Origin of the sequence: Hymenobacter sublimis, from assembly GCF_023101345.1 — a bacterium.
In the GTDB taxonomy this organism is placed as follows: domain Bacteria; phylum Bacteroidota; class Bacteroidia; order Cytophagales; family Hymenobacteraceae; genus Hymenobacter; species Hymenobacter sublimis.
Genome location: NZ_CP095848.1, coordinates 2,423,804 through 2,447,463, shown reverse-complemented (window position 1 = coordinate 2,447,463; position 23,660 = coordinate 2,423,804). Strand labels below are relative to the sequence as shown.

General features: G+C 60.1%; 16 protein-coding genes. 11 read left to right on the top strand and 5 right to left on the bottom strand.

Going from position 1 to position 23,660, the window contains the following annotated elements; translation table 11 throughout:
* The first annotated feature begins 30 nt into the window (after positions 1-30).
* From MWH26_RS10215 to MWH26_RS10180, 8 genes are all read left to right on the top strand, one after another.
* Positions 31-2,460 carry a TonB-dependent receptor gene (locus MWH26_RS10215; RefSeq protein WP_247974192.1) on the top strand — a complete coding sequence of 810 codons (2,430 nt, stop codon included), beginning with the start codon at positions 31-33 and terminating at the stop codon, positions 2,458-2,460.
* 172 nt (positions 2,461-2,632) lie between these two features.
* Positions 2,633-3,340, top strand: coding sequence for an ABC transporter ATP-binding protein (locus tag MWH26_RS10210; RefSeq protein ID WP_311136859.1), 708 nt, complete (start codon positions 2,633-2,635; stop codon positions 3,338-3,340).
* Between the two features lie 14 nt (positions 3,341-3,354).
* Positions 3,355-4,773, top strand: coding sequence for an ABC transporter permease (locus tag MWH26_RS10205; RefSeq protein ID WP_247974191.1), 1,419 nt, complete (start codon positions 3,355-3,357; stop codon positions 4,771-4,773).
* 4 nt (positions 4,774-4,777) lie between these two features.
* Entirely contained in the window at positions 4,778-6,163 is a 1,386-nt protein-coding gene (locus MWH26_RS10200) for an ABC transporter permease (protein WP_247974190.1), read from the top strand.
* A gap of 230 nt (positions 6,164-6,393) precedes the next feature.
* Positions 6,394-6,978: a Crp/Fnr family transcriptional regulator gene (locus MWH26_RS10195; RefSeq protein ID WP_247974189.1), complete on the top strand. Its 585-nt coding sequence runs from the start codon at positions 6,394-6,396 to the stop codon at positions 6,976-6,978.
* A gap of 514 nt (positions 6,979-7,492) precedes the next feature.
* Positions 7,493-8,029 carry a (2Fe-2S)-binding protein gene (locus tag MWH26_RS10190; protein ID WP_247974188.1) on the top strand — a complete coding sequence of 179 codons (537 nt, stop codon included), beginning with the start codon at positions 7,493-7,495 and terminating at the stop codon, positions 8,027-8,029.
* A 91-nt stretch (positions 8,030-8,120) separates the two neighbouring features.
* The gene (locus MWH26_RS10185; protein ID WP_247974187.1) at positions 8,121-9,143 is read left to right on the top strand and encodes an FAD binding domain-containing protein; all 1,023 of its coding nucleotides are present in this window, start codon (positions 8,121-8,123) and stop codon (positions 9,141-9,143) included.
* Positions 9,140-11,371: a xanthine dehydrogenase family protein molybdopterin-binding subunit gene (locus MWH26_RS10180; protein ID WP_247974186.1), complete on the top strand. Its 2,232-nt coding sequence runs from the start codon at positions 9,140-9,142 to the stop codon at positions 11,369-11,371. Before MWH26_RS10185 ends, MWH26_RS10180 begins: the two co-directional genes overlap by 4 nt.
* 884 nt (positions 11,372-12,255) lie before the next feature.
* On the opposite strand, the gene MWH26_RS10175 is transcribed toward MWH26_RS10180, so the two are convergent.
* The 3 genes from MWH26_RS10175 to MWH26_RS10165 form a co-directional block, all read right to left on the bottom strand.
* Entirely contained in the window at positions 12,256-13,410 is a 1,155-nt protein-coding gene (locus MWH26_RS10175) for an alpha/beta fold hydrolase (RefSeq protein WP_247974185.1), read from the bottom strand.
* 343 nt (positions 13,411-13,753) lie between these two features.
* Positions 13,754-14,932 (bottom strand): MFS transporter, encoded by a 1,179-nt coding sequence (locus MWH26_RS10170; protein WP_247974184.1) that lies wholly within the window; start codon positions 14,930-14,932, stop codon positions 13,754-13,756.
* 223 nt (positions 14,933-15,155) lie between these two features.
* Entirely contained in the window at positions 15,156-15,713 is a 558-nt protein-coding gene (locus tag MWH26_RS10165) for a GNAT family N-acetyltransferase (RefSeq protein ID WP_247974183.1), read from the bottom strand.
* A gap of 283 nt (positions 15,714-15,996) precedes the next feature.
* Here MWH26_RS10165 and ygiD point away from each other — a divergent pair, with 283 nt between their 5' ends.
* Positions 15,997-16,884: a 4,5-DOPA-extradiol-dioxygenase gene (gene ygiD / locus MWH26_RS10160; RefSeq protein WP_247974182.1), complete on the top strand. Its 888-nt coding sequence runs from the start codon at positions 15,997-15,999 to the stop codon at positions 16,882-16,884.
* Positions 16,885-17,300: 416 nt separating this feature from the next.
* Here the strand turns inward: ygiD and MWH26_RS10155 are convergent, their stop codons facing one another.
* Both MWH26_RS10155 and MWH26_RS10150 read right to left on the bottom strand, forming a co-directional pair.
* Positions 17,301-17,735, bottom strand: a complete 435-nt coding sequence (locus MWH26_RS10155) for a c-type cytochrome (protein ID WP_247974181.1) — start codon at positions 17,733-17,735, stop codon at positions 17,301-17,303.
* Between the two features lie 8 nt (positions 17,736-17,743).
* Positions 17,744-19,027, bottom strand: a complete 1,284-nt coding sequence (locus MWH26_RS10150) for a PQQ-dependent sugar dehydrogenase (RefSeq protein WP_247974180.1) — start codon at positions 19,025-19,027, stop codon at positions 17,744-17,746.
* A 454-nt stretch (positions 19,028-19,481) separates the two neighbouring features.
* Here MWH26_RS10150 and MWH26_RS10145 point away from each other — a divergent pair, with 454 nt between their 5' ends.
* Positions 19,482-20,561, top strand: coding sequence for an acetamidase/formamidase family protein (locus MWH26_RS10145; RefSeq protein WP_247974179.1), 1,080 nt, complete (start codon positions 19,482-19,484; stop codon positions 20,559-20,561).
* Positions 20,562-20,799: 238 nt separating this feature from the next.
* Positions 20,800-23,439, top strand: a complete 2,640-nt coding sequence (locus tag MWH26_RS10140) for an MGH1-like glycoside hydrolase domain-containing protein (protein ID WP_247974178.1) — start codon at positions 20,800-20,802, stop codon at positions 23,437-23,439.
* Positions 23,440-23,660: the final 221 nt, after the last annotated feature.

The following is a 23,660-nucleotide window of genomic DNA, read 5'->3' as shown; positions in this document are numbered from 1 at the left end:
TCAGCTCACGGGTCCGTGCGGCCTTTTCCTATGCCACGTATTTTCCTGTTTCTGCTACTGTTTCTTCCCCACCTAACCTTTGGCCAAGTAACCGGCCGTATCAGCGGCCACCTCATCAGCCCCACGGGTCAAGCCCTCGAAGGCATTACAGTAGTGGAAAAATCCGGCCGGTTTTCGGCCCTCTCCGACGCCGAAGGGCACTTCTCCCTGAATCAGCTGCCGTTGGCCGAATACACGCTTGTCACGCGCAGTTTGGGCTACCAGGAAGCGCAGCGCACGGTTATTCTTAGCGCCGAAACACCCGCCCTGGTGGTCGATTTTACCCTGCGCCCCAGCACCAATGCCCTGCAAGAAGTGGAAGTATTGGGCCGCAAGGAAACCACCTATAAGAGCGACTACAGCTTTGTGGGCACCAAAACGGCTACCGCCTTGAAGGATGTGCCGCAGTCGATATCCACGGTAACCAAGGAGCTGATGGAGGACCGCCAGGCCCTGCGCCTACCCGACGTGGTGAAAAACATAGCCGGCGTCACGCAGTATTCGCACTACGACGACTTGACTATCCGGGGCTTCCGCAATGGCTACGAGAGCGGCTTCCGCTTGCTCAACGGGCTGCGTTCGGGCTTCAGCTACGGCAACTCCTTTACCCAGGCCCCGCTGACGGTGAACCTGGAGCGCGTGGAGGTGCTGAAAGGCCCCGGCGCGGCTCTGTACGGCGACATCAACCCCGGCGGCACCGTGAACATGGTGACCAAAAAGCCCCTCGATGTGGCCCGCAAAGCGGTGAGCTTTTCCAGCGGCAGCTTCAACACCACCCGCGCCACGGCCGACTTTACGGGCCCGCTGAATGAGCGTAAAAACGTGCTCTACCGCTTGAATGCTGGCTTCGAGAAGTCGAACACCTTCCGCGACGTGAACGATACCCGCTCCGTGATGGTAGCGCCCACCGTCACCTTCCTGCCCACCGACAAGACCACCCTCAACGCCGAGCTGGTGTATACCCACGTGGATGGGTTTCTGGACCGCGGCCTGCCCATTCGGGGCGGTGATTTGTACGCCCTGCCCCGCTCGTTTACCCTCAGCCAACCCAGCGACTATTTCCGCACCAACTCCTACTACCTCAACGCCTCGCTCAACCACCAATTCACCGATTGGCTGTCGCTGAATGCTTCCTACCTCGACTTTACCTACCACGAAAACCTGAGTGAGCACCGCACCCTGAACACCTACGCCGACGCCCCAGCCAACACGGTGATGAACCTGCGCTACTTTGACCGGCGCGCCGAGGAGTACACCAAAAACCTAGCCGCCTACTTTGCCCTAAACCGCTCTACGGGCTCCGTTGCCCACAAAGTGGTGCTGGGCCTGGACTACATCCGCTTCAACACGGATAAGCAGAGCACCATGTTTGAGGCCCGGCAGAAGCTGGTGAATGGGGTAGCCACGCCGCTGACCTTCGACCTGAAGAATCCGGTGTACGAAATCCAGGACCCAACCAAGTACATCCGCCGGCCGCTACCCCAGTTTTTCATCGACTACCTCAACTCGGTGTACCATACCACCGGCCTCTACGTGCAGGATCAGATAGCCGTGACGCCGCGCCTAGGTTTGCTGCTGGGAGCCCGCTACGAGCTGTTTGCCGATGAGCGGGACTACGGCGACGGCTCCGAGAACATCAGGCAGCGCAAGCTGCTGCCCCGCGCCGGCCTCACCTTCGCCCTGCGCGATAATCTGAACTACTTTGCCTCTTATAGCGCCGGTTTCCGCCCGCTCAAACCCGAGTACGTCCGGTTTCCGGCGCGCTACGGCCGCAGCTCCGCCTTCGACCCCGAAACCAGCTACCAACTGGAGACTGGCCTAAAGGGCGAGTTCTTCAAGAAAGCCTTGTTTGGCACCGTGGCTGTGTACCAGATTGTGAAGCGCAACCAGCTGGTGAGCACCGGCTCGCTTACGCCCGACGGCGCGCCCGTGTACCGCCAGAACGGCGAGGCCCGTTCGCGCGGAGCCGAGCTGGAGCTGACCGGCAACATCGTTTCCAACTTGAGCCTGAACGCCAGCTACGCCTTCAACCACTCCGAGGTGCGGAATGCCCAGCTGGCGGCCGAAAACGGGCAGCCCCTGGCCAACGCCCCCAAGCACTCGGCGGGCCTCTGGACCAAGTACACGTTCACGAAGCCGGCGTTGCGGGGTTTCGGGGTGGCTGTGGGCGGCAACTACGTGGCCGCGCGCCGCACCGAAAACCGGGTAGTCAACACGACAACGGGGGAGGAGTACTGGGGGCAGTGGCCTGCCTACACGGTGCTCGATGCGGCCTTGTTCTACACCGTGGACAAGTTCAACTTCCACCTGAATGTGAACAACCTGCTCGACAAGTACTACTTCCTGGGTGGCTACGACTACTTCCGCACGAGCCCCGGCGCCCCGCGCAACCTCATGGCCACGGTGGGCTACACCTTCTAAGGGTTTCTTAAACAAGAGGCTCATTCAAAAACCGTGTCATGCCGAGCCGAAGCGAAGCACCTCTACTGCGGGCTAATTCCTGTCGTGAGGACGAAGCGGTAGAGATGCTTCGACTCCGCTCAGCATGACAGTTCAGAAGGGGCGAATGCCACGATACACTACCTGTTTGCATATGACCTACATTCTGGAAGCGCGCGACTTGCGCAAAGAGTACCCAAGTAAGCTGGCCCTGCAGGGGCTGAATTTGCAGATTGAGCCCGGTGAAGTGTTTTGCCTGCTGGGCCAGAACGGGGCGGGGAAGTCCACAACCATCAACCTGTTCCTGGGCTTCATTGCACCGACTTCGGGGGCGGCCTTCGTGAACGGGCTGGAGGTAGCCGCCAACCCGCTCAAGATCAAGGAGCACCTGGCCTACATTCCCGAGAACGTGATGCTCTACCCGCACCTAACGGGCCTGGAAAACCTGGCCTTGTTCAGCAGCCTGGCGGGTTTCAAATACAAAGAGGCGGAGTTGCTTGACTACCTGCACCACGCCGGGCTGCCCGCCGAGGCCGTGCGGCGGCGCGTGGGCACCTACTCCAAGGGCATGCGCCAGAAGGTGGGCATTGCCATTGCCGTAGCCAAACACGCCCAGGTGCTGCTGCTCGACGAGCCTACCTCCGGCCTCGACCCCAAAGCCTCCAACGAGTTTTCGCAGCTGCTCACCCAGCTCAGCCAGGAGGGCACGGCCGTGCTCATGGCCACCCACGACATCTTCCGGGCCAAGGAGGTAGGTACCCGCGTGGGCATCATGCGCGAAGGCGAGCTGGTGGACGTGCGCCCCACGGCGGCCCTGAACGCCCAGGAGTTGGAGCAGCTCTACCTCACCTACATGCACTAACTAGCCCACTCCTGATGATGCATAGTATTGCGCAAAAAGAATTCGTGAGTACCCTGCGCGACAAGCGCTTTTTGGTGCTGAGCGTGCTGGTGCTGGCCTTGCTGCTGGCCGCTACCCTGGTGGGGCGGGCCAGCTACCAAACCCAGCAGCGCGAGCGGCAACTGGCCCAACATACCGTCAACGACCAGTTTCGGCGGCAGCCGGCGCGCCACCCACACCGCGTGGCCCACTACGGCTCCTTCGCGTTTCGGCCCAAGTCGGGGCTGAGCTTGCTGGATGCGGGCATTGATTCGTACACGGGCACGGCGGTGTACCTGGAGGCCCACCAGCAGAACAGCGTCAACTTTAGCCAGGCCCAGCAGTCGGGTTCTCTGATTCGGTTTGGGGAAATGACGGTGGCCTTTGTGCTGCAGATGCTGGTGCCGCTGCTCATTATCTTCCTGTGCTTCGGGGCCTTCACCCAGGAGCGCGAAACCGGCACCCTACAGCTGTTGCTAAGCCAAGGCATATCGTTGTGGCAAGTGGCCTGGGGCAAGATTTTGGGGTATAGCCGCGCCGTGGCGCTGGTGGTAGCCCCGGCCCTGGCCCTGGCGGCGCTACTGCTGTTCTCGGGCGAGGAGTTTGCCTCTGGTCCCGACCTGGTAGCGCGGCTCGGGCTGTTTGTGCTCAGCTACGCCGTGTACTTCTTCCTGTTTATTGTGGGGGCCGTGGTGGTGTCGGCGCGGCAGGCTAGCTCCCGCGCGGCCCTAGTAACGCTGCTGGGCCTCTGGATTCTGGGCTGCATTATTCTGCCCAAAGCCACCGCCAACCTGGGCGCTACCCTCTACCCCACGGTTACCAAGGCGCAGATGGATGCCGCGGTGCACGAAGAAGCCCAGCACGGCATCAACGGCCACGACCCGCAGGACCAACGCTCGGCCGCCCTGAAGGCAGGGCTGCTCAAAAAGTACGGCGTCGATTCCGAGGAAAAGCTGCCCGTGAGCGTGGGCGGGGTACTCATGACCGAAAGCGAAGCGTACTCGGCCCAGGTTTACCAGGAGCACTTCGCGGCCCTGAACGACACCTACCGGCGCCAAAACCGCATTTCCGACTGGGTGGGGCTGCTAAACCCCTACCAGGCCATTCGCCCCCTGTCGATGGGCTTGGCCGGCTCCGACTTTGCCCACTACGTGCACTTCCAGCAGGCCGCCGAGGCTTACCGCTACCGGCTGGTGCAGCGCCTCAATGCCCTGCAAACCAGCATGGGCCACGGCGATAAGGAGCGCAAGCTGGAGGCCAGCACCTGGCGGCAGCTGCCGGTTTTTGCCTACCAGTCGCCCACGTTGGGCTGGGCCTGGCCCCACCTGCTGCTGCCCGTGGTGGCCCTGTTGCTTTGGGCCGTGGGCCTGAGTTGGCTGGGGCTGCGGCTGATTTCTACCACCCCACTTGTCTGATCTGATGATGAATACATTCTGGCTTCTGTTTTCCGCTGAGTGGCGACACTTTCGCGCTGCGAAAGGACTGGTGCTGCTCTGTGCTTTGCTGCTACTCACGGGCCTCTATGGCATTTACTACGGCACCACCGAAATTGAGCGCCAGCGCCAGCACCTGGCCGCCTTACCCGAGCTGACGCGCCGCAACGTGGAAGAACTCAAAGTAAAATTTCCTGGCCCCGCCGACGCCGGCGAAATCGGTTACTACCACTCCACCTACGCCGTGCACCACCCCAACGCCTGGGCGTCCCTCTCTTTGGGCCAGCGCGACGTGAACCCCTACTACGTGAAGCTGCGCCTGCTAGGCCTGCAAAACCAGCTCTACGCCACCGACAACACCAACCCCATGAAGGTGCTGAGCGGCAACTTTGATTTGGCGTTTGTGCTGGTGTACCTATTCCCGCTGCTCATCATTGCCCTGAGCTTCAACCTGCTGTCCAGTGAGCGGGAAGAAGGCATCCTGACCTTGCTGCTGGCCCAGCCTGTACGTTCCAGCGTGGTAGTAGGCGCCAAGCTCGCTTTCCGGCTGGCCGTGGTGCTAGGGCTGGCCTGGCTGCTTTCGGTAGTGGGCATGCTTTGGGCGCAGGTGCCGCTGGACAGTCGGGTGGTTACTTGGTTGGGCCTGAGCACGCTATATTGCCTGTTCTGGTTTGGGGTGGCGCTGGTCGTCACGGCCCTGCAGCGCACCTCGGCTTTCAACGCGGTAACCCTGCTGGGCGTGTGGCTGCTGCTGGTAGTGTTGGTGCCCAGCCTACTGAACCTGGGCGTGGCGGCCGCGCATCCGGTGCCGCAGGGCATCGAGCTGACCATCAAGCAGCGCGAGGAAATCCATGCCGGCTGGGACCGGCCCAAGGCCCAGACCATGAACCGGTTCTTTGCCCTGTACCCCCAGTGGCGCGACACGGCTACCATCCGGGAGCGGTTTGTGTGGCGCTGGTACTATGCCTTCCAGCACCTCGGCGACGTGGCCGTGGCGCCGCAAGCTGCCGCCTACGCCACCGGCCTGCAGCAGCGCTACGACCTGGTCGAGCAGTTGAACCTACTCTCCCCGGCCATCAACGCCCAAGGTAGCCTCAATGCCCTAGCTGGCACCGACCTGCCAACCCACCTGCAGTTTCAGCGCAGCGCCACCGCCTACCACGACGCGCTCCGGGCCTTTTACTACCCCTACCTGTTCCGCCAAGCCGAATTCTCCCACCACGATTACGCCCTGGAACCTACCCACACGTTCACCAGCCAGCCCGAACTGAGCACCGCCCTGCGTGGCCTGGGCAAACTGCTGCTGAGCGTGGCGCTGGTGTACGGTCTGGGCTTTGGCCTGCTGCGCGCCCGCCCCATCAGTCCGCGCTAAAGCCGAGCCCTAGCAGTAGTATGGCTTTGCCTACCTTTCTAGGCGGTTCTGCAGAGGTGGAGCCGGGGCATTTGGCGTGCTGAAGCTAGCTTGCAACCCCGCAATCCGGGCGGAATGCGTTGGCTTTGCCTCTGCAGAGCAGCCTGTATGTCTTGTCATTCTGATAAGTTGCGGCGCAACCCTTACCGTCGTCAACTGACAACCTGCCTTCTGATTTTCTCTTTGAATACATGCTCGACGCCCTGCGTACCTACTTCTCGGGTAAGCTCCCGCTCACCGAAGCTCAGTTTGCAGACTTGGCCGGGTTGCTTACCCTGCGCCACCTGGCCCGGCACGAGGTACTGGTGCGCCAGGGAGAGGTAGGGCGCTACGGGGCGTTCGTGCTGAAGGGCTGCCTGCGCAGCTTCGTGACGGACGAGCGGCAGAAGGAGCACATCCTGCAGTTCGCGCCCGAGAATTGGTGGATTTCCGACCAGCACAGCTTAGCGCGGCAGCAGCCGGCGCTCTTTTCCATTGACGCCTTGGAAAACTCCGAGGTGTTGGTGTTCGGGCCGGCCTTCTACACCCGGCTCCACTCCTTCGGGCCAGAGTTCCAGACGTTTTTCTACCAACTCCTGCAAAACAGCCTGGTGGCCCTGCAGCGCCGCCTGATCGGGGTGTTGAGCGCCCCTGCCGAGGCGCGCTACCAGGAGTTTTTGCTGCTCTACCCCACGCTGGCCCGGCGGCTACCCCAGCGCCACATTGCAGCCTACCTCGGCATCACACCCGAATCCCTGAGCCGCATTCGGGGTGAGCGGGCTAGGGGAGAGGGGTAGAAAGCCTGCAAACACAGCGCTAGACCGACGAGACGCCACATCCTGCGCCTCGTCCGTCGTGCGAACAGCCGGCACCGCGCAGGTCAAACAACCTCAGCAGCCGAAGTACAGCGGAGCTAACCGCAAGCCGCAACATGCTGCATCTCTACAAGCAGTACGGGGGATTTTTACGTCTCTGGCGGCCGGGCCATCACGCGCAACATGCTGCGGCTCCACAAGTGGTACCTATGACTATACAGAGCATTCTGGCCCTAGGCGAAGGCCAGCGGCGCTGAGCCTTGCACTACTTCCGCTGCATTGATTTAAAATTTAGAATCATTATGTATATATCGTTAACTGGCTGAATGTTAGCCTTTCATTGTTGAGTGTATTCGGGCATAGGATTATAAGCAGGATAAATGCGCCGCAAAGCAGAACGCGGCCGCTAGGAGTGGCGTAAGGAAACAAGCCGTCGGGCTGCGTAGGCCAGACTTTCTGCGGCTTCTCACCACCTCAACATCTTCGGCTTCTTTCTATGCTACACCAATCCACTACCTCCGCGGCGGCGGATGGCGGGGTTGCTGCCCCACCGCCTACCGGCACGGTGCGCCTCACCATCAACGGCCAGCAGCACACGCTGCAACTCGCTCCCTGGACCACCCTGCTCGACGCCCTGCGCGAATACGCCCACCTCACGGGCACTAAAAAAGGCTGCGACCATGGCCAGTGCGGCGCCTGCACGGTGCTCGTGAACGGCAAGCGCATCAACAGCTGCCTCTCGCTAGCCGTCATGCACGAAGACCACGACATCACCACCATCGAAGGCCTGGGCAGCGAGGAGAATTTGCACCCCCTGCAGCAAGCCTTCATCGACCACGACGCCTTCCAGTGCGGCTACTGCACCCCGGGCCAAATCTGCTCGGCCCAGGGCCTGCTCAACGAAGGCCGCGCCCACACCGAAGCCGAAATTAAGGAGCACATGAGCGGCAACCTCTGCCGCTGCGGGGCCTACGCCGGCATTCTCAATGCGGTGAAGGAGGTAGTGGAGAAAGAATTAAAAATGAAAAATTAAGAATTAAAAATGACTCGCGCAGAATTGCTAATGCCTCTCTGCAGGGCCTGCAATTCTTAATTTTTAATTCTCAATTTTTAATTGAATCCGCATGAACCCTTTCACTTACACCAGCCCTACGGCCGTCGAGGACGCCGTGCGCGACAATGCCGGCCACCCGGGCGCATCTTACATCGGAGGCGGCACCAATATTCTGGATTTGATGAAGGAAAACGTGGCGCGCCCCACCCACCTCGTCGGTCTGAACAAGCTGCCGCTCACGGCTATTGAGCCTACCCCCGAAGGCGGCCTGCGCCTGGGCGCTCTGGCCACCAACGCCGATACAGCCTGGAACGAGGAGGTAAAGCGCCGCTACCCGCTGCTCAACCAGGCTATTCTGGCCGGGGCCTCGCCCCAGTTGCGCAACATGGCCACCAACGGCGGCAACCTCATGCAGCGCACCCGTTGCTACTACTTCTACGACACGGCTACCCCCTGCAACAAGCGCGAGCCGGGCTCGGGTTGTGGGGCCATAGGCGGCCTCAACCGTATTCATGCCATTCTGGGGGCTAGTGAACAGTGCATTGCTACCCACCCCTCGGATATGTGCATTGCCCTGGCTGCCCTGGCTCCAACGGTGCGCGTGAGCGGGCCGAACGGCGAGCGGACCATTCCGTTCGAGGACTTCCACCGCCTGCCCGGCAACACCCCGGAGCGCGACAACAACCTGCAGCCGGGGGAGCTGATTATCAGCCTCGACTTACCCGCCAAGGGCTTCGAGAAGAACTTCAGCTACCTCAAGCTCCGCGACCGAAACTCCTACGCCTTCGCCCTGGTATCGGTGGCGGCGGCCTTGGAGCTGGACGGTGGCACTATTACGGATGCTCGCCTGGCCCTGGGCGGCGTGGCCCACAAGCCCTGGCGCGACCAGGAGGCCGAAAACCTACTCAAAGGCCAACCCGCTACCCCCGAAACCTTTGCCCGTGCCGCGGCCAAAGTGGTAGAAAGCGCCGTAGGGCAAGGTTCCAACAACTTCAAGATTGAGCTGGCCCGTCGCGCCATCGTGCGGGCCCTCAAACAGGCCGCCGAAGGCAGCCAGCACGCATCCGACGTCTTTTTAAACTCGAATCCATGAGCACGACCAACTATATCGGCAAGCCCACGAGTCGGGTTGACGGCCCGGCCAAGGTGACGGGCGCCGCTACCTACGCCGCCGAGTTTCATGTGCCCAACATGGCCTATGGGTGGGTAGTGAGCAGCCCCATTGCCAAGGGCAAAATTACCAAGGTACACTCCGACGAGGTGCTGGCCATTCCGGGCGTATTGGAGGTGTTTTCGCACGAAAACGTGCCTAGCCTGGCTTGGTTTGACCGCAACTACAAGGACGACGTGGCCCCCGGCGGCTCGCCCTTCCGGCCCCTGCACGACAACGAAATCAAGTTCAGCCAGCAGCCCATTGCCCTGGTAGTGGCCGAAACCCTGGAGCTGGCCCGCTATGCCTCCTCCGCCCTGCGCATCGACTACGAGGAAACGGCCCACGACACCGACCTGGAAACCAAGCGCGATGAGGGCTTCGAGCCCGGCAATGGTAAATCGGGCTGGATGCCGCCGCCCCCGCCCCGGGGCAACCCCGACAAAGCCTGGGCGGAAGCCGAGCACCGCATCGAGCACGAGTACGTGCACGGCACCCAGCACCACAACCCCATGGAAATGTTCGGGGCAACGGTGGAGTGGCGCGGCGACAAAAAGCTGACGGTCTATGACAAGACCCAAGGGGTAGTAAACGTGCAGAACTACCTCACCAAAATCTTCGGGCTGAGCAAGGACGACTGCCGGGTGATAAACCAGTACATGGGCGGCGGCTTTGGCTCGGGGCTGCGGCCCCAGTACTCGGTGTTTCTGGCCGTGCTGGCTTCCCTGGAGCTGAAACGCTCGGTGCGCGTCACGCTCACGCGCCAGCAGATGTTCAGCTTCGGCCACCGCCCCCACACCCTGCAATACGTGAAGCTGGGCACCAACCCCGATGGTACCCTGGCCGCCATTCAGCACCACGCCCTCCACGAAACCTCGCAGTTTGAGGAGTACACTGAAAACGTGGTGAACTGGAGCGGCATGCTCTACCAGTGCGAAAACGTGAAGCTGGGCTACCAGCTGGCCAAGCTCGATGTATTCACGCCCCAGGACATGCGCGCCCCCGGCGCCGCTACCGGCTCCTTCGCCCTGGAAGTAGCCATGGACGAACTGGCCGCCGCCGCCGGCATCGACCCCATCGACTTCCGCATCCGCAACTACGCCCAGGAGGACCAGAACGCCGGTAAGCCCTTCTCCAGCAAGCGCCTGCGCGACTGCTACCACCAGGGCGCGGCCAAATTTGGGTGGGAGAAGCGCAACCCCCAGCCCCGCTCCATGCGCAACGGCAACCGCCTGGTCGGTTACGGCATGGCCGGGGGCGTGTGGGATGCTACTCAGAAGAAAGCCGCCGCTAAGGCCACCCTTACCGCCGACGGCAAGCTGCAGGTGAGCAGCGCTACCGCCGACATCGGGACGGGCACCTACACCATCATGACCCAGATTGCGGCCGAAACCCTGGGCCTGCCCTTAGAGGCCGTAAGCTTCAAGCTCGGCGACACCGACATGCCCGAAGCCCCCGTGCAAGGTGGCTCCTGGACCGCCGCCTCGGTAGGCTCGGCCGTGAAAAACGTGTGCGAAGCCATCGGGGAGAAGCTCCTCAAACTGGCCCAAAAGATGGAAGGCTCGCCCCTGAAAGGCGCCAGCATGGATGAGGTAGAGTTCGTGAACGGCCAGATTCGCCTGCGCCAGGACCCCGACAACGCCGTGGTTATCCGCGACGTGCTGCAAGCTAGCGGCGAAACCAAGCTGGAAACCGATACCTCGGCCACGCCCAACATGCTCAAGCAGGGCACTCACTCCATGCACTCGCACAACGCGGTGTTTGTGGAGGTGGAGGTAGATGAGGAATTTGGCACCGTGCACGTTACGCGCGTGCTCAACGCCGTGGCCGCCGGCCGCATCCTCAACCCTAAAACGGCCCGCTCGCAGGTGCTGGGCTCCATTGTGTGGGGCATCAGCATGGCCCTAATGGAGGAAACCATCATGGACCACCAGTTTGGGCGCTACATGAACCACAACTACTCGGAGTACCACATACCAGTGCAGGCCGATATCCACGATATCGAGGTGCTGTTCGTGGAGGAGGAAGACGACGTAGTAAACCCGCTCGGGGTGAAGGGGGTAGGCGAAATCGGCCTGCTAGGCGTAGCCGCCGCCATCACCAACGCCGTGTACCACGCCACCGGCAAGCGCGTCCGCGACCTGCCCATTTACCTGGACAAGCTGCTGTAATCCGGCTTGCCGTAACATGGAAAAGCCCCGGTGCCGTAAGGTGCCGGGGCTTTTTGGTGGGATAGTAAGTCGAATTATAGATAATTCATGGTCTTTCGGTCTTGTATGTGATAAGCGTTAATCGCTGCGTGGCAGGATATATCGATGGTATCTTGTTTCCGTATGTCTTGTGTTCATGTAATTTGAACTGCTAGGAAATAAAAAATCATATTCATTTGGATATAATATTCCAGTCGTTCAAAACATAGGATCCGAATAAGCCTTGATTCATCCTCAAAATTAATTTATAATTTTGAGGATTTTTATTTTCGTATATACTATTCATTACGTTTTTGTGTCCATATATGACATTGCTTCTGTTGTCATAGCCAAAGAAAATCTTATTATTTCTAGCTCTAGCAACTAAACCTTCTATTTCAACTGATGCAACAATCTCACTTTTTCTATTGGAATAAGAAATATTGAAATAATTGAATGTTGTTAGTAATAGTCCGGTGATAAAACATGATCTGATCATATTTTTTAATAAAGCATTAAACAATGATATTAATTTTCTATTTTTAATGAACTCAATTGAAAATATTATGATTAAAATTATGAAAAATGTTAATGGATATATAAATTTTGGGGAGTTTATTATTCGGTTAGATGTTTGCATATATAAGAAGTAACTCACGAGAAATACTATATAAATTAGGATATTTTTCTTGTCAATTGAATTACTTTTTTTCATTTGATGAAATTAATTGCAGTTTTTAAACTTCGTTCAGTGAAATATAATTTCAAAATACATTCTAGCTACTTTCAATCAGCAATATTTATGTTACTGCCATAATTGAGATGATGCCATTTTATCCAACCATCTTTTTATATAACTACCGATTTTACAATGTCTTCAACACCTCCACCGCGTTCATATTCTTCGGGTTAAGCTCTATGGATTTCTTGTAGTTGGCTTTTGCCAGCTCTTTGTTGCCGGAGGTGAGGTAGGCTTCGGCGAGGCTGTCGAAGGCGTTGCCGCTTTGGGGGTGGAGCACGGTGTTGAGCTTGAAGATTTCTAGGGCTTTCTGAGTTTCGCCCTGGCGCAGCAGGGTGTAGCCCCAGCTGTTCAGGTCGCTTTCGGAGTGGCGGTAATCGGTTTCGCGCTTTTTGAGTTCGTTGGTGGCCTCCACGGAGTAGCGGAGGCTGCGCTGGAGCAAGTCGGCGCGTTGCTGGGGGCCGCGGGTGGGGGCGTAGGCTTTGGCAATGACACTAACCGCCAAGGCGGGGTTCTCGTGGAAGAGGTAGTGGCCGCAGCCATAGGCCGTGAGGCTCTCCCGGTTGGGCTGGGCCGACACGAACTGCTGGTGGCAGGCTTTCCAGCGGGCGGCTTCGGTGGGGTTGGGTATGAAAAATTGCTCCGCTACCACGTCCATAACCGGGATGCTGGCCGGAAACGGCGCGTTGCGCACGGCCTGCACGGTGGCGGGGTAGTTGAGGGTTTGGTAGTAGCGGCCCCGGTGCTCGGTTTTGTTTTTGGCAATGTCGGCCTGCATGTCGCGCATCATGCCCGCGAGGAAGTCATCGGTGGCGAAGCAGGGTAGCATGGCATCCAGGAGCACCACGGCCTTTACCTGCTTGGGGTGGCGGGCAGCGTAGAGCGAGCTGTACAAGCCGCCATAGGAGTGGGCTACCAGCATAATTTCCTTGCCGTAGCCAAGCTTTTTAAGGCCGGTTTCCAGCCCCTGCATGCCGCTCAGGATGCCGTGCTGGGTGTCGTCGGCTTCCCGGGATACTTCGCTTTTCCCGAACCCGGCCCGGTCGTAGGTTATTAGGGTAGTGCCGGTTACCTGGGCTAGGGGTGTCAGCAGCTGCTCCCACACGCGGGCATCGTCGCCGCCCCCGGCTTCGAAGAGAATCGGTGTGCCTTTGCCTTTGATGATGTGGAAGTGGAGGCGGTAGCCGCCTACGTCCACCAGCGTATCAACGGTCTGGGCATGCCCGCGCTGGGGGACTAGCGGCAACAGGCAAAGCAGGAGAGCGGCCAAATAAAGCTTCATCAGGGTAAGGATAGAAAAGTGGGTATAGGATAGGGAGGTGATTCGGCGGTGGGAAGTTGCTTCGAGTTACAGGTTATAAAGGCCCAAGTAGAATGTCATGCAGAGGCACCGCCGAAGCATCTCGCTCGAATCGTTGGGTTAGTTTGGCAACGTCAGCACGCGAGATGCTTCGCTGCGCTCTGCATGACGTTCTACTTGGGCCTATTCAGTGCTGAAAGGCTGTGCAAAAAAGGCATTTTCACCTGTCATTCCGAGCTCAAGCGAGGAATCTGGATTGACCATCGGGAGCCAGACCCAGATTCCTCGCTTGGGCTCGGAATGACAAACCATACTCAGTCCTTGGCTACGCACTATCCGCTGGCGCAGTCCTGCCCCGCCACAAGGCCAGTAGCCCCAGGGCCGGCCCGATGGCTAGCGGCAGCAGCAGATAACGCGGGTTGAGGCTGCGGGAGAGCAGGCCGGTGAGCTGGATGCTGGCAATGGTGAGGGCAAAGCCCAGGCAGTTGACGATGGTGAGCGAAGTGCCCCGCGAAGCGGCCAGCGCGTGCTGCGCCACCAGCGTGGAAAACAGCGGCGAATCGGCCACTACTACTACCCCCCAGAAAAACAGAAACCCCAGCAGCAACGCCACGGAGCCGCTGCCCAGCATCAGCGGCGACACCACGCAGCACACCCCCGACAACGCCAGCGCCGCCGTGGCCACCGGGCGCGGCCCCAGCCGCTGGGAAAGCAGCCCGCTACCCACGCAGGCCAGGCTGCCTACCCCAATAATCAGAAACGAGAGCAGCGGCACGGGCAGCTCCGCGCCAGGGTGGGCGCGGTTGTAGGCCGCCAGCAGCACCGGTACAAAGGCCCAGAACGTGTACAGTTCCCACATGTGTCCGAAGTAGCCAAAGGCCGCCGCCCGAAACGGCCGCTCCCGGAACCCCGCCAGAAACGCCGTGAACTTCAGTTGCTGCCCGGCGCGGCGGTAGGGCCCATCGGGCACCAGCAGCACCAACGCCAGGCCGCCCAGCAGGGCCAGGGCAGAGGTAGCCCCCGTTACGTACTGCCACGGCAGCCGGGCGGTAGCGGCCTTCAACAGGTGGGGAAAGGCCGTGCCCAATACCAGCGCCCCCACCAGAAACCCCAAGGACTTACCCAGGCCAGCCTGGTAGTAATCGGCGGCTATTTTCATACCCACCGGGTAAATGCCCGCCAGGAAAAACCCCGTCAGGAACCGCAGGGCCAGCAGCTCCCCGGCCCCGATGCCATTGCCGTTAACGCCCAGGTTGCACAGCGCTGCCAGCAGGGCACTCCCGAAGAACACCCGTGAGGGCGAGAATCGGTCGGCTAGGGCCAGCAGGGCGAAGGTGAGCGTGCCGGTAATGAAACCCAGCTGCACGGCGCTGGTAAGCGTAGCCACAAAACTGGGTGGTAGGTGCAGCTGGGCGGCTATGTCCGGGGCAACGGCGTTGCCGGCAAACCACAGGGAGGTGCAGAAAAACTGCGCCACCACCAGGGTTGGTAGAATACGGGGCATGAAGGGTGAGCAGAACGGGTGGGGTAGGAGCGGAACCAGTCAGCAAGTTGCCGAAAGTTCTGACGCGGTGGCCCGTAACCTTGAGCAGAAAGCAGGACGTTTTAAAGGGCTGTTAACTACCACCTGTTATTCTGAGCAGCGCGAGGAAGCTGGAGTTACTGCGAGAGGGTAGCCCAGATTCCTCGCGCTGTGCGGAGCGACAGGTGAGATGTTGCCGCTCCCCTTACTTGGAAGTGTCGTAGGCAAGCTCGTAGTACTGGTTGCCGTTGAGCTCAAACTCCCGGATAACTTCAAGGCCGAGTTTTTGAGTATGCGCGGCATACGAGCGGGTATTGATGCGGTTGATAAACGTGACCAGCACGGGGTAGCGCACCGCCATCTGTGCCCTGGAGAAATCAAATATTCTTTCCAGCACCCCGCTACCCCGGTGGGGCTTATCAATGCAGATGGGGCCGTACTGGTAGCTGTTCGTGGTGCTGAGCTGCCGGCCCGCGTAAGTCAGCGTCGGCAGCTGCGCTATCATGTAGGCGAAAATCGGCCACCCCGACCAGAACTGCCACGAGGCCGCCATGACGTACGCTACCACCTGCCCCTCGTGCGTGGCAACAGTCAGGCCCTGCTCTTGCTCAATAAGCTGCGTGAGCTGCTCCCGAGTGAAAGCGGTAGTCACGAACCCATCCGGCTTGTCTTCCTCGGCAATGGTGGCCAGCTGGTATTTCCGGTGTAGCGCCAGCACGCCGTCAATATCTTCTAGACTAGCAAGTTTGAATTCCAACTCCATAGTAGGGGGTAGGGGAAACATGGTCAAGAAGCACAAGCTACTAATTCGTTGTCATGCTGAGCGAAGGCGTAGCCGCAGTCGAAGCATCTCTACCTCTGACTCACTTTTAATGGGAGGACGAAGCGGCAGAGATGCTACGCCTTCGCTCAGCATGACGTTCTGGTGAGTTGCTATTTACAGCATAGCAGTAACCCCGAGCCGTGCTGCGCCCCATTTCTTACCCTACATCAAGGTCCCGCCACCTAAGCCGGGGTACTTTTGTTCTGTAGAAACTACAAACCCCATGCACCGCCACGACTTCCTGCAAGCCCTAGCGGTGCTACCCTTTGCCTCCCTTATGAACTCCCTGCAAGACCTTCATAAAACCGCCAGCTCCTTCCAGCAAACCGCCAAAATGCCCGTGCTTTTCGTGGGGCATGGCTCCCCGATGAACGCGCTGGCCGATAACCCGTTCACCCAAACCCTGCACCAACTGGGCCAGGACATTCGCAACTTGCAGCCGCCGCGGGCGGTGCTGGTGGTGTCGGCGCACTGGCTCACGCGCGGCACTTTTGTAGCCGTCAATGAGCGACCCGAAACCATCCACGACTTCGGCGGCTTTCCCCAGGAGCTGTTCGACATGCAGTACCCCGCGCCCGGTGCCCCCGATGTGGCCCGCGAGGTACTGCAAGCCTTGCCCGACGCCCACCCCACCGACGAGTGGGGCCTGGACCACGGCACCTGGACGGTGCTGCACCACATCTTTCCCGAGGCCGATATTCCGGTGTTCCAGCTCAGCATCGATTACTACAAGCCCATTACCTACCACGCCAAGCTGGCCCGGCAACTACAGTTTCTGCGCCGCCGCGGCGTGCTCATTCTGGGCAGCGGCAACATCGTGCACAACCTGCGCCAGAGCATGCCCCGCTTCATGCAGAACGATGCTACGCCCCACGCCTGGGCCGTGGAGTTCGACGCCTGGGCCAAAACCAAGATAAACCAGCGCGACCTAGCAGCTCTGGCCCACTACCAGCAGGCCGGCGCCAGCGGCCCGCTCTCCGTACCCACCCCCGACCACTACATCCCCATGCTCTACAGCCTGGCCCTGGCCGAACCCACCGACAACATCCGCCACGCCTACGAGGAGGTAAGCTTCGGCGGCATGAGCATGCGCACGTTTGTGATAGGGTAGGTAGTGAGCCTTGCTGGTGAAGTAAGTGTATGTTAGTAAGTGTTTTAGGTGCTTCCTGTTGAGTTGTAGATCACCTATTTTTTCCGCGTCCTACAATTACCCCTTATACTCTGGGGTAAGTAAACATTCAGTAAAAGGCACGTCATGCAGAGGCGGAGCGAAGCATCTCGCGTGCTGATGTCTGGTTTACTACCTAACGATTCGAGCGAGATGCTTCGCTCCGCTCTGCATGACAATTTCCTTCTTTAAAATCTTTATTGCCTACTCTCTAGCCCATTGTCCTGAGCGTGGCGAAGGATGACGGGCTGCAGAAGCACGTATTGTACGTCTGTATTGTCACCCTACCCTTGCCTCTCAAGCTAAAAAGCCACCGTTGCACTTAGCAGCGGTGGCTTTCTAGCTTGGTATGCCTTGGTTTACTTCCTGTTGGTAGCCCGGATGGTTTTCACTTCCGCTGCGGTTACCTCACTGGCTTTGTTGCCGAAGTTGCTACGGACGAAGGTCAGTACGTCGGCAATTTCCTGATCCGTGAGGATGTCAAAGGCGGGCATGACGTTGTTGTAGGGTTCCCCGTCAATGTCCTCGTCTTGGAGGCCATTGAGGATGACTTTCACCAGGCGGGTTTTGTCGCCGAGCACGTAGGTGGTGTTGGTGAGGGGCGGGTTCATGCCATCTACGCCGCCGCCATCGGCCTGGTGGCAGGTAAGGCAGTTGCGCGCATAAATGGTTTTCCCGGCTACTACGCCCACGGCGGCCGCGGGGCGCGATTTAGTTTTTGCGTTGGTTTTCTGGGCTGCTGCCGAGTGGCTAAACCAGGCCAGCATGCACAGCAAGGCAAGAATCTGCTTCATTAAAGGGGTTATTTTTTAGCGTAGACGATGCGGTAGATGGTGCCTTTCTTGTCGTCGGTGACGTAGAGCGAGCCATCGGGACCCTGGGCCAGGCCGCAGGGCTTGTGCTCCGGGCGGCCGGCAGCAGCATTGGCCTCAGAGCCAGCAAAGTTATCCGCAAATACTTCCCAATCACCGCTTGGCTTGCCGTTTTTGAAGGGCTGAAACACCACGTAGTAGCCTTTCTGGGGCTCGGGGGCGCGGTTCCAGGAGCCGTGGAAGGCAATGAAGGCGCCGTTGCGGTAGCGCTCCGGGAACATCGTGCCAGTATAGAACAGCAGGGCATCGGGGGCGGTGTGGGCGGGGTAGGCCGCGGCCGGCTCCAGGTAGTTGCCCGTTGCTTCCTTCTTGCCGTCGCCGCCGTACTCGGGGTTCAGCATTTTCTTGCGCTGCTGCCCATCATAATAGAGGTAAGGCCAGCCGGCGTTATCGCCTTTTTTCAGGGCGTACATGCACTCGGCCGGTAGCTCCGCCGACTGCTTGCTGTCGTAGAGGGCCGGAAAGTTGTCGTAGAGCTGGTCGCGGCCGTGCTGCATCACGAAAAGCTGGTTGGCCTGGGCGTTCCAGTCGAGTCCCACCACGTTGCGCAGGCCCGTGGCGTAGCGAATTCCGTTGCCGTAGGTCTGGTTGAGCTTGTCGGCCCGGAACTGCCAGATGCCGCCCGCCGAGTCCAGAATGGGGCAGTTGGGCCGGCCCAGGGAGCCTTTCTGGCGGTCCTTCACCTGGCAGGTATTGGAGTAGGCGCCCACGTTCACGTACAGGTTGCCTTCCCGGTCTAGGGTGATGGACTTGCTCTCGTGCTGGCGGCGGTTGAGCAGGCCCGTCACAATTTTCTCGGGCTGCTCGGGGTTTACTACCTCGCCCTTGCCGTTGAGCTTGTAGCGGAACACGTCCTGGTCGGAGGAGGCGTAGAGGTACTCCGGGGTGCTGTACACACCCGTGCCGCCGTAGTTACCGAAGGCGCTGGCCACCTCGGCCTTGCCGCCGCTGGTTTCGCGCAGCATCAGCAGACCCTTACCGGCCGCGTTGGGCCGGTTCAGCTTCACGAAGATGGTGCCCTGGGGCGTGATGGTGATGTGGCGGGCCCGGCCCCCGGTTTCGGCCACTTTCAGGGCACTAAAGCCGGCGGGCAGCTTCAGGCCGGCATTGTCGGGGTCGGGCACAACGGTGCTGGCGTGCCGGAGCGCCAGCAGCGCCAGGCTGCCGAGCAGGGCCGGCGCCAGCAGTAGGGAACGGGTAAAGGAGCGTTTCATAAGAAGAAGACGATGGGTCAGTTCAGCAGATAAATCGATGAAAAGGCAAGTAAACCATTTGCCCGGCAAGAAAAGCGCCCGACCACCCGAAAAGCCATTTCCTTCCCTGCAAGCTGGCCGCCGCACCGCTAGGCCCCCGAGGAGCGAAGCCCAAGTTCTACTGGTTGCCGCAGGGTAGGCGTACGGCCCAAATGCGCATGTAACAGCCAGTACTTCAACCGAAGGCTACCCTTTCGCAGCTGCTCGGGAGGCTGCGCGGTAGCCTCAAGTTCGCTGCTCTGCCGCCGCGTTTGGGCCGGCGCCATCCTTGGAAGCGGTTCTGCCAGGGCAACGGCGGTGAGTTGGGGCGGGAGGTGGGCTTGGTTGTGATTTGAGGCTTTTTAGGGGAGGCCCTCGGTGGGCGTTCGGGTTCTGGGATGTAGCTTGGGGCGTACTCCTGTCTAGCTTTTTCTCGATGACTCCTCGTTTGAACCGCTACGCCGCCGCCACGGCTTTGGCGCTCCTGCTCTGCACTAACGCCCGGGCCCAGCAGGCGGCATCCGCCGCCGCCACGGGCAAATCCACCACCCACCAGCTCAAGCCTACGCCGGCCACCGTGGCCTGGGGCTTTTACGATGCCGCCGCGAGGCCCGTGCTGCGCATCAAGTCCGGCGACAAAGTGGAGGTGCAAACGCTCATTACCTCCAGCCCCACCCGCCTGGAAGGGGCCGGCCTACCCGCCAGCCAAGTGGAGCAGTCCTTGCGCGACATCCACCAGAGCGTGACCAACAAAGGGCCCGGCGGCCACATTCTCACCGGCCCGATTTACGTGGAAGGTGCCGAGCCCGGCGACGTGCTGGAGGTGCGCATTCGCAAGGTGGAGCTGGCCATTCCCTACGCCTACAACGCTTTCGGACCCACCAGCGGCTTTCTGCCCGAGGACTTCGGCTACGCCAAAATGCGCATCATCCCGCTCGACAAAAAACGCATGGTGGCCCACTTCGCGCCGGGTATTGAGGTGCCCCTACGGCCCTTCTTCGGGAGCATGGGGGTGGCCCCGCCGCTCGCCGCGGGGCGCGTCAACAGCGCCCCGCCCGGCATCCACGCCGGCAACCTCGATAACAAAGAGCTGGTGGCCGGCACTACCCTCTTTATTCCGGTGCACGTGGCCGGGGCCCTGTTCGAAGTTGGTGATGGGCACGCCGGCCAGGGCAACGGGGAGGTGGACATTACCGCCCTGGAAACCTCCCTCACCGGTACCCTGGAGTTTATCGTGCGCAAGGATATGCACCTGACCTGGCCCCGGGCCGAGACGCCCACCGCCTACATTACCATGGGCATCGATGAGGACCTCACGAAAGCCACCAAAATTGCCCTGCGCGAAATGCTGGACTTCTTGATGAAGGAAAAAGGCCTCAGCCACGACGATGCCTACATGCTGGCCAGCGTGGCCGCTGATATGGAAATCACCCAGCTAGTGGACGGCACCAAAGGCGTGCACAGCATGATTCCCAAGAAGATTTTCACTGGCAAGGCCAGTGGCAAGAAGAAGTAAGGGCTTACGGCTTAAGATCATGGAAGTAGCGCCCGGAAGTAGGATAAGGCGCAGAACCGGCCTGCTTGCTACCCTGCCTACCTCCACTGTAGCAACCATGCGGCGCAAAACGGAGTAGGGCAGAACTTCATTCGGCCAGATAAAGCCTAGCCAGGGAAACCGGCGCGGGCCCTGCTGCCCGCCGCATCCCGGCTCCCGTTGGCTTACGTGTATATTCAGGAGCCCTGAGCACCACTCTATGACGCAGGAACAACTACGCCTCGCAGAAACTACCGCCCGCACTGCCCCCTGGAAAAAGTTTGGCCCCTACCTCACGGAGCGCCAGTGGGGCACGGTGCGCGAAGATTACAGCGCCGAAGGCAACGCCTGGGACTACATTACCCACGACATGGCCCGCAGCAAGGCCTACCGCTGGGGCGAGGAAGGCCTCGGCGGCCTCAGTGACGACCAGCAGCTGCTCTGCTTCGGGTTGGGATTGTGGAATGGCAAGGACGAAATCCTGAAGGAGCGCCTGTTCGGCCTGACCAACGGCCAGGGCAACCACGGCGAGGATGTGAAGGAGCTGTACTACTACCTCGATAGTACGCCCACGCACTCCTACATGAAAATGCTCTATAAGTACCCGCAGCGGGCGTTTCCCTACCGTAAGCTGATCAGGGAAAATGGCCGCCGCAACCGCCAGCAGCCGGAATATGAACTGACGGACACGGGCATTTTCAGCAAAAACCGCTACTTCGACGTGTACATCGAGTACGCTAAAGCCGGCCCCGAGGACCTCCTGATGCAGGTAACGGTGCACAACCGCGGGCCCAAAGTAGCCTCGGTGCAGGTGCTACCCCAGTTCTGGTTTCGCAACACCTGGGCCTGGGGCTACGACGCTACCCGCCCCGTGCTGCGCGAAACGGCCTCCGGTACCGTGCTGGCCGAGCACCCCGCCCTGGGCCGCTACCACCTCTACTACGACCAGGCACCCCAGCTGCTGTTCTGCGAAAACGACACCAACGGGGCCCGCCTCTACAACCTGCCCGCCGAAGGCCGCCACTTCAAAGATGGTATCAACGACTACGTGGTGGACGGCGACGCTGAGGCCATTAACGCGGAGCAACGAGGCACCAAAGTAGCGGCCCAGTATTTCCTGAAATTGCAGCCCGGCCAGTCGCAGGTAGTGCGCCTGCGGTTGCGCCAACCTGGCTGCGAAGAGCCTTTCCTGGATTTCGACCACATCTTCGCGGCTCGCCGCCACGACGCCGACGAGTTCTACGACTGCATCCACGAAAATATTACCGACCCCGATGCGCGCAACGTGCAGCGCCAGGCATTTGCCGGCATGCTCTGGAGCAAGCAGTTTTACTACTACGACGTCACGCAGTGGCTGCAGGGCGACCCGGCCGTGCTCATGCCCCCGCCCGAGCGCCACAAGGGCCGCAACCGCCACTGGGGCCACCTGCACAACGCCGACATCATCTCAATGCCGGACAAGTGGGAGTATCCGTGGTACGCGGCCTGGGACCTGGCCTTTCACTGCATTCCGCTGGCCATGGTCGATGCCGAGTTTGCCAAAAGCCAGTTGCGCTTGCTCACCAAGGACTGGTACATGCACCCCAACGGCCAGCTGCCGGCCTACGAGTGGAACTTCTCCGATGTGAACCCGCCCGTGCATGCCTGGGCCACCTGGCGCGTGTACCAAATGGACAAAAAGCTCCGCAATGGGCAAGGCGACGCCACCTTCTTGGAAAGCGTATTCCATAAGCTGGCCCTGAACTTTGCCTGGTGGGTGAACCGCAAGGATAAAAGTGAGCGGAACATCTTTGAGGGCGGCTTTCTGGGCCTGGACAATATTGGCGTGTTCGACCGCTCGGCCCCGCTACCCACCGGGGGCTTCATTGAGCAGTCGGATGGCACGAGTTGGATGGCCATGTTTGCGTTGAACATGATGCGCATGGCCCTGGAGCTGGCCAAAACCAACCCGGTGTATCAGGAGCTGGCCGGCAAGTTCTTCGAGCACTTCCTCTACATTGCCGATGCCATGACCCGCGGGGGTGACGGCCTGTTCAACCTCTGGGACGAGGAAGACGGTTTCTACTACGACGTGCTGCACACCCCCGACGAGGAGCGCACCAAGCTCAAAGTCCGCTCCATTGTGGGGCTGATTCCGCTGTTTGCCGTGGAAGTCATCGACCAGAGCCTGCTGGACGCCATGCCTGAGTTCACGGAGCGGGCCCGCTGGCTGATGGAAAACCGCCCCCACCTGGCCCAGCTGGTTTCGCGTTGGGAGGAGCCGGGCAAGGGGGCCCGCCACCTGCTGAGCCTATTGCGCCGCTCCCGCCTCAAAAAGCTGCTGACCCGCATGCTCGACGAAACGGAGTTCCTCGCCGATTACGGTATCCGGGCCATGTCGCGCTACCACCTGGAGCACCCCTACGTGTTCAGCACCGAGGAAGACGACTTTGCGGTGCAGTACGTGCCGGGCGAGGCGGAAAGCAGCATGTTCGGGGGCAATAGCAACTGGCGCGGCCCCATCTGGTTTCCCATCAACTACCTCATCATCGAGTCGTTGCAGCGGTTTCACTTCTACTACGACGACAAGTTCAAGATTGAGTATCCCACCGGCTCGGGCAACCTGCTCAACCTGCAGCAAGTAGCGGCGGCCCTGGCTGGCCGGCTTACCAAGCTCCTGCTCAAGGACGAAACCGGCCGCCGCCCCGCCCTCGGCAACAATGAGCTGCTGCAAACCGACCCGCACTTCCGCGACAACCTGCTTTTCCACGAGTACTTCCACGGCGACACCGGTCACGGCCTCGGGGCCAATCACCAAACCGGCTGGACTGGCCTAATTGTGCGGCTGCTCCAACTGCGGGAGCAAGGAGTAGCATCGTGAGATGGTGAAGTGTGCGTGAGCCCAAGCGGCTCGCCTAGCTAACAAAAGCACGTCATGCTGCGCTGGCGAAGGACCTAATCATATTTGAACGAGTCGATACACCGAGTATCATACTGCCGTGACAAGGTCCTTCGCCAGCGCAGGATGGCGTATGGAAGTAGGAGTAGATGATGCCTTAGTAGAGGTGGGTACTGGGTAGGCAAAAGCGGACGATGGGCAGC

What these genes read in the sequence shown, in the direction of transcription:
- MWH26_RS10215 (WP_247974192.1), top strand. Translation starts at nt 31, where the DNA reads ATGCCACGTATTTTCCTGTTTCTGCTACTGTTTCTTCCCCACCTAACC.
- MWH26_RS10210 (WP_311136859.1), top strand. Translation starts at nt 2,633, where the DNA reads ATGACCTACATTCTGGAAGCGCGCGACTTGCGCAAAGAGTACCCAAGT.
- MWH26_RS10205 (WP_247974191.1), top strand. Translation starts at nt 3,355, where the DNA reads ATGATGCATAGTATTGCGCAAAAAGAATTCGTGAGTACCCTGCGCGAC.
- MWH26_RS10200 (WP_247974190.1), top strand. Translation starts at nt 4,778, where the DNA reads ATGATGAATACATTCTGGCTTCTGTTTTCCGCTGAGTGGCGACACTTT.
- MWH26_RS10195 (WP_247974189.1), top strand. Translation starts at nt 6,394, where the DNA reads ATGCTCGACGCCCTGCGTACCTACTTCTCGGGTAAGCTCCCGCTCACC.
- MWH26_RS10190 (WP_247974188.1), top strand. Translation starts at nt 7,493, where the DNA reads ATGCTACACCAATCCACTACCTCCGCGGCGGCGGATGGCGGGGTTGCT.
- MWH26_RS10185 (WP_247974187.1), top strand. Translation starts at nt 8,121, where the DNA reads ATGAACCCTTTCACTTACACCAGCCCTACGGCCGTCGAGGACGCCGTG.
- MWH26_RS10180 (WP_247974186.1), top strand. Translation starts at nt 9,140, where the DNA reads ATGAGCACGACCAACTATATCGGCAAGCCCACGAGTCGGGTTGACGGC.
- MWH26_RS10175 (WP_247974185.1), bottom strand. Translation starts at nt 13,410, where the DNA reads ATGAAGCTTTATTTGGCCGCTCTCCTGCTTTGCCTGTTGCCGCTAGTC.
- MWH26_RS10170 (WP_247974184.1), bottom strand. Translation starts at nt 14,932, where the DNA reads ATGCCCCGTATTCTACCAACCCTGGTGGTGGCGCAGTTTTTCTGCACC.
- MWH26_RS10165 (WP_247974183.1), bottom strand. Translation starts at nt 15,713, where the DNA reads ATGGAGTTGGAATTCAAACTTGCTAGTCTAGAAGATATTGACGGCGTG.
- ygiD (WP_247974182.1), top strand. Translation starts at nt 15,997, where the DNA reads ATGCACCGCCACGACTTCCTGCAAGCCCTAGCGGTGCTACCCTTTGCC.
- MWH26_RS10155 (WP_247974181.1), bottom strand. Translation starts at nt 17,735, where the DNA reads ATGAAGCAGATTCTTGCCTTGCTGTGCATGCTGGCCTGGTTTAGCCAC.
- MWH26_RS10150 (WP_247974180.1), bottom strand. Translation starts at nt 19,027, where the DNA reads ATGAAACGCTCCTTTACCCGTTCCCTACTGCTGGCGCCGGCCCTGCTC.
- MWH26_RS10145 (WP_247974179.1), top strand. Translation starts at nt 19,482, where the DNA reads ATGACTCCTCGTTTGAACCGCTACGCCGCCGCCACGGCTTTGGCGCTC.
- MWH26_RS10140 (WP_247974178.1), top strand. Translation starts at nt 20,800, where the DNA reads ATGACGCAGGAACAACTACGCCTCGCAGAAACTACCGCCCGCACTGCC.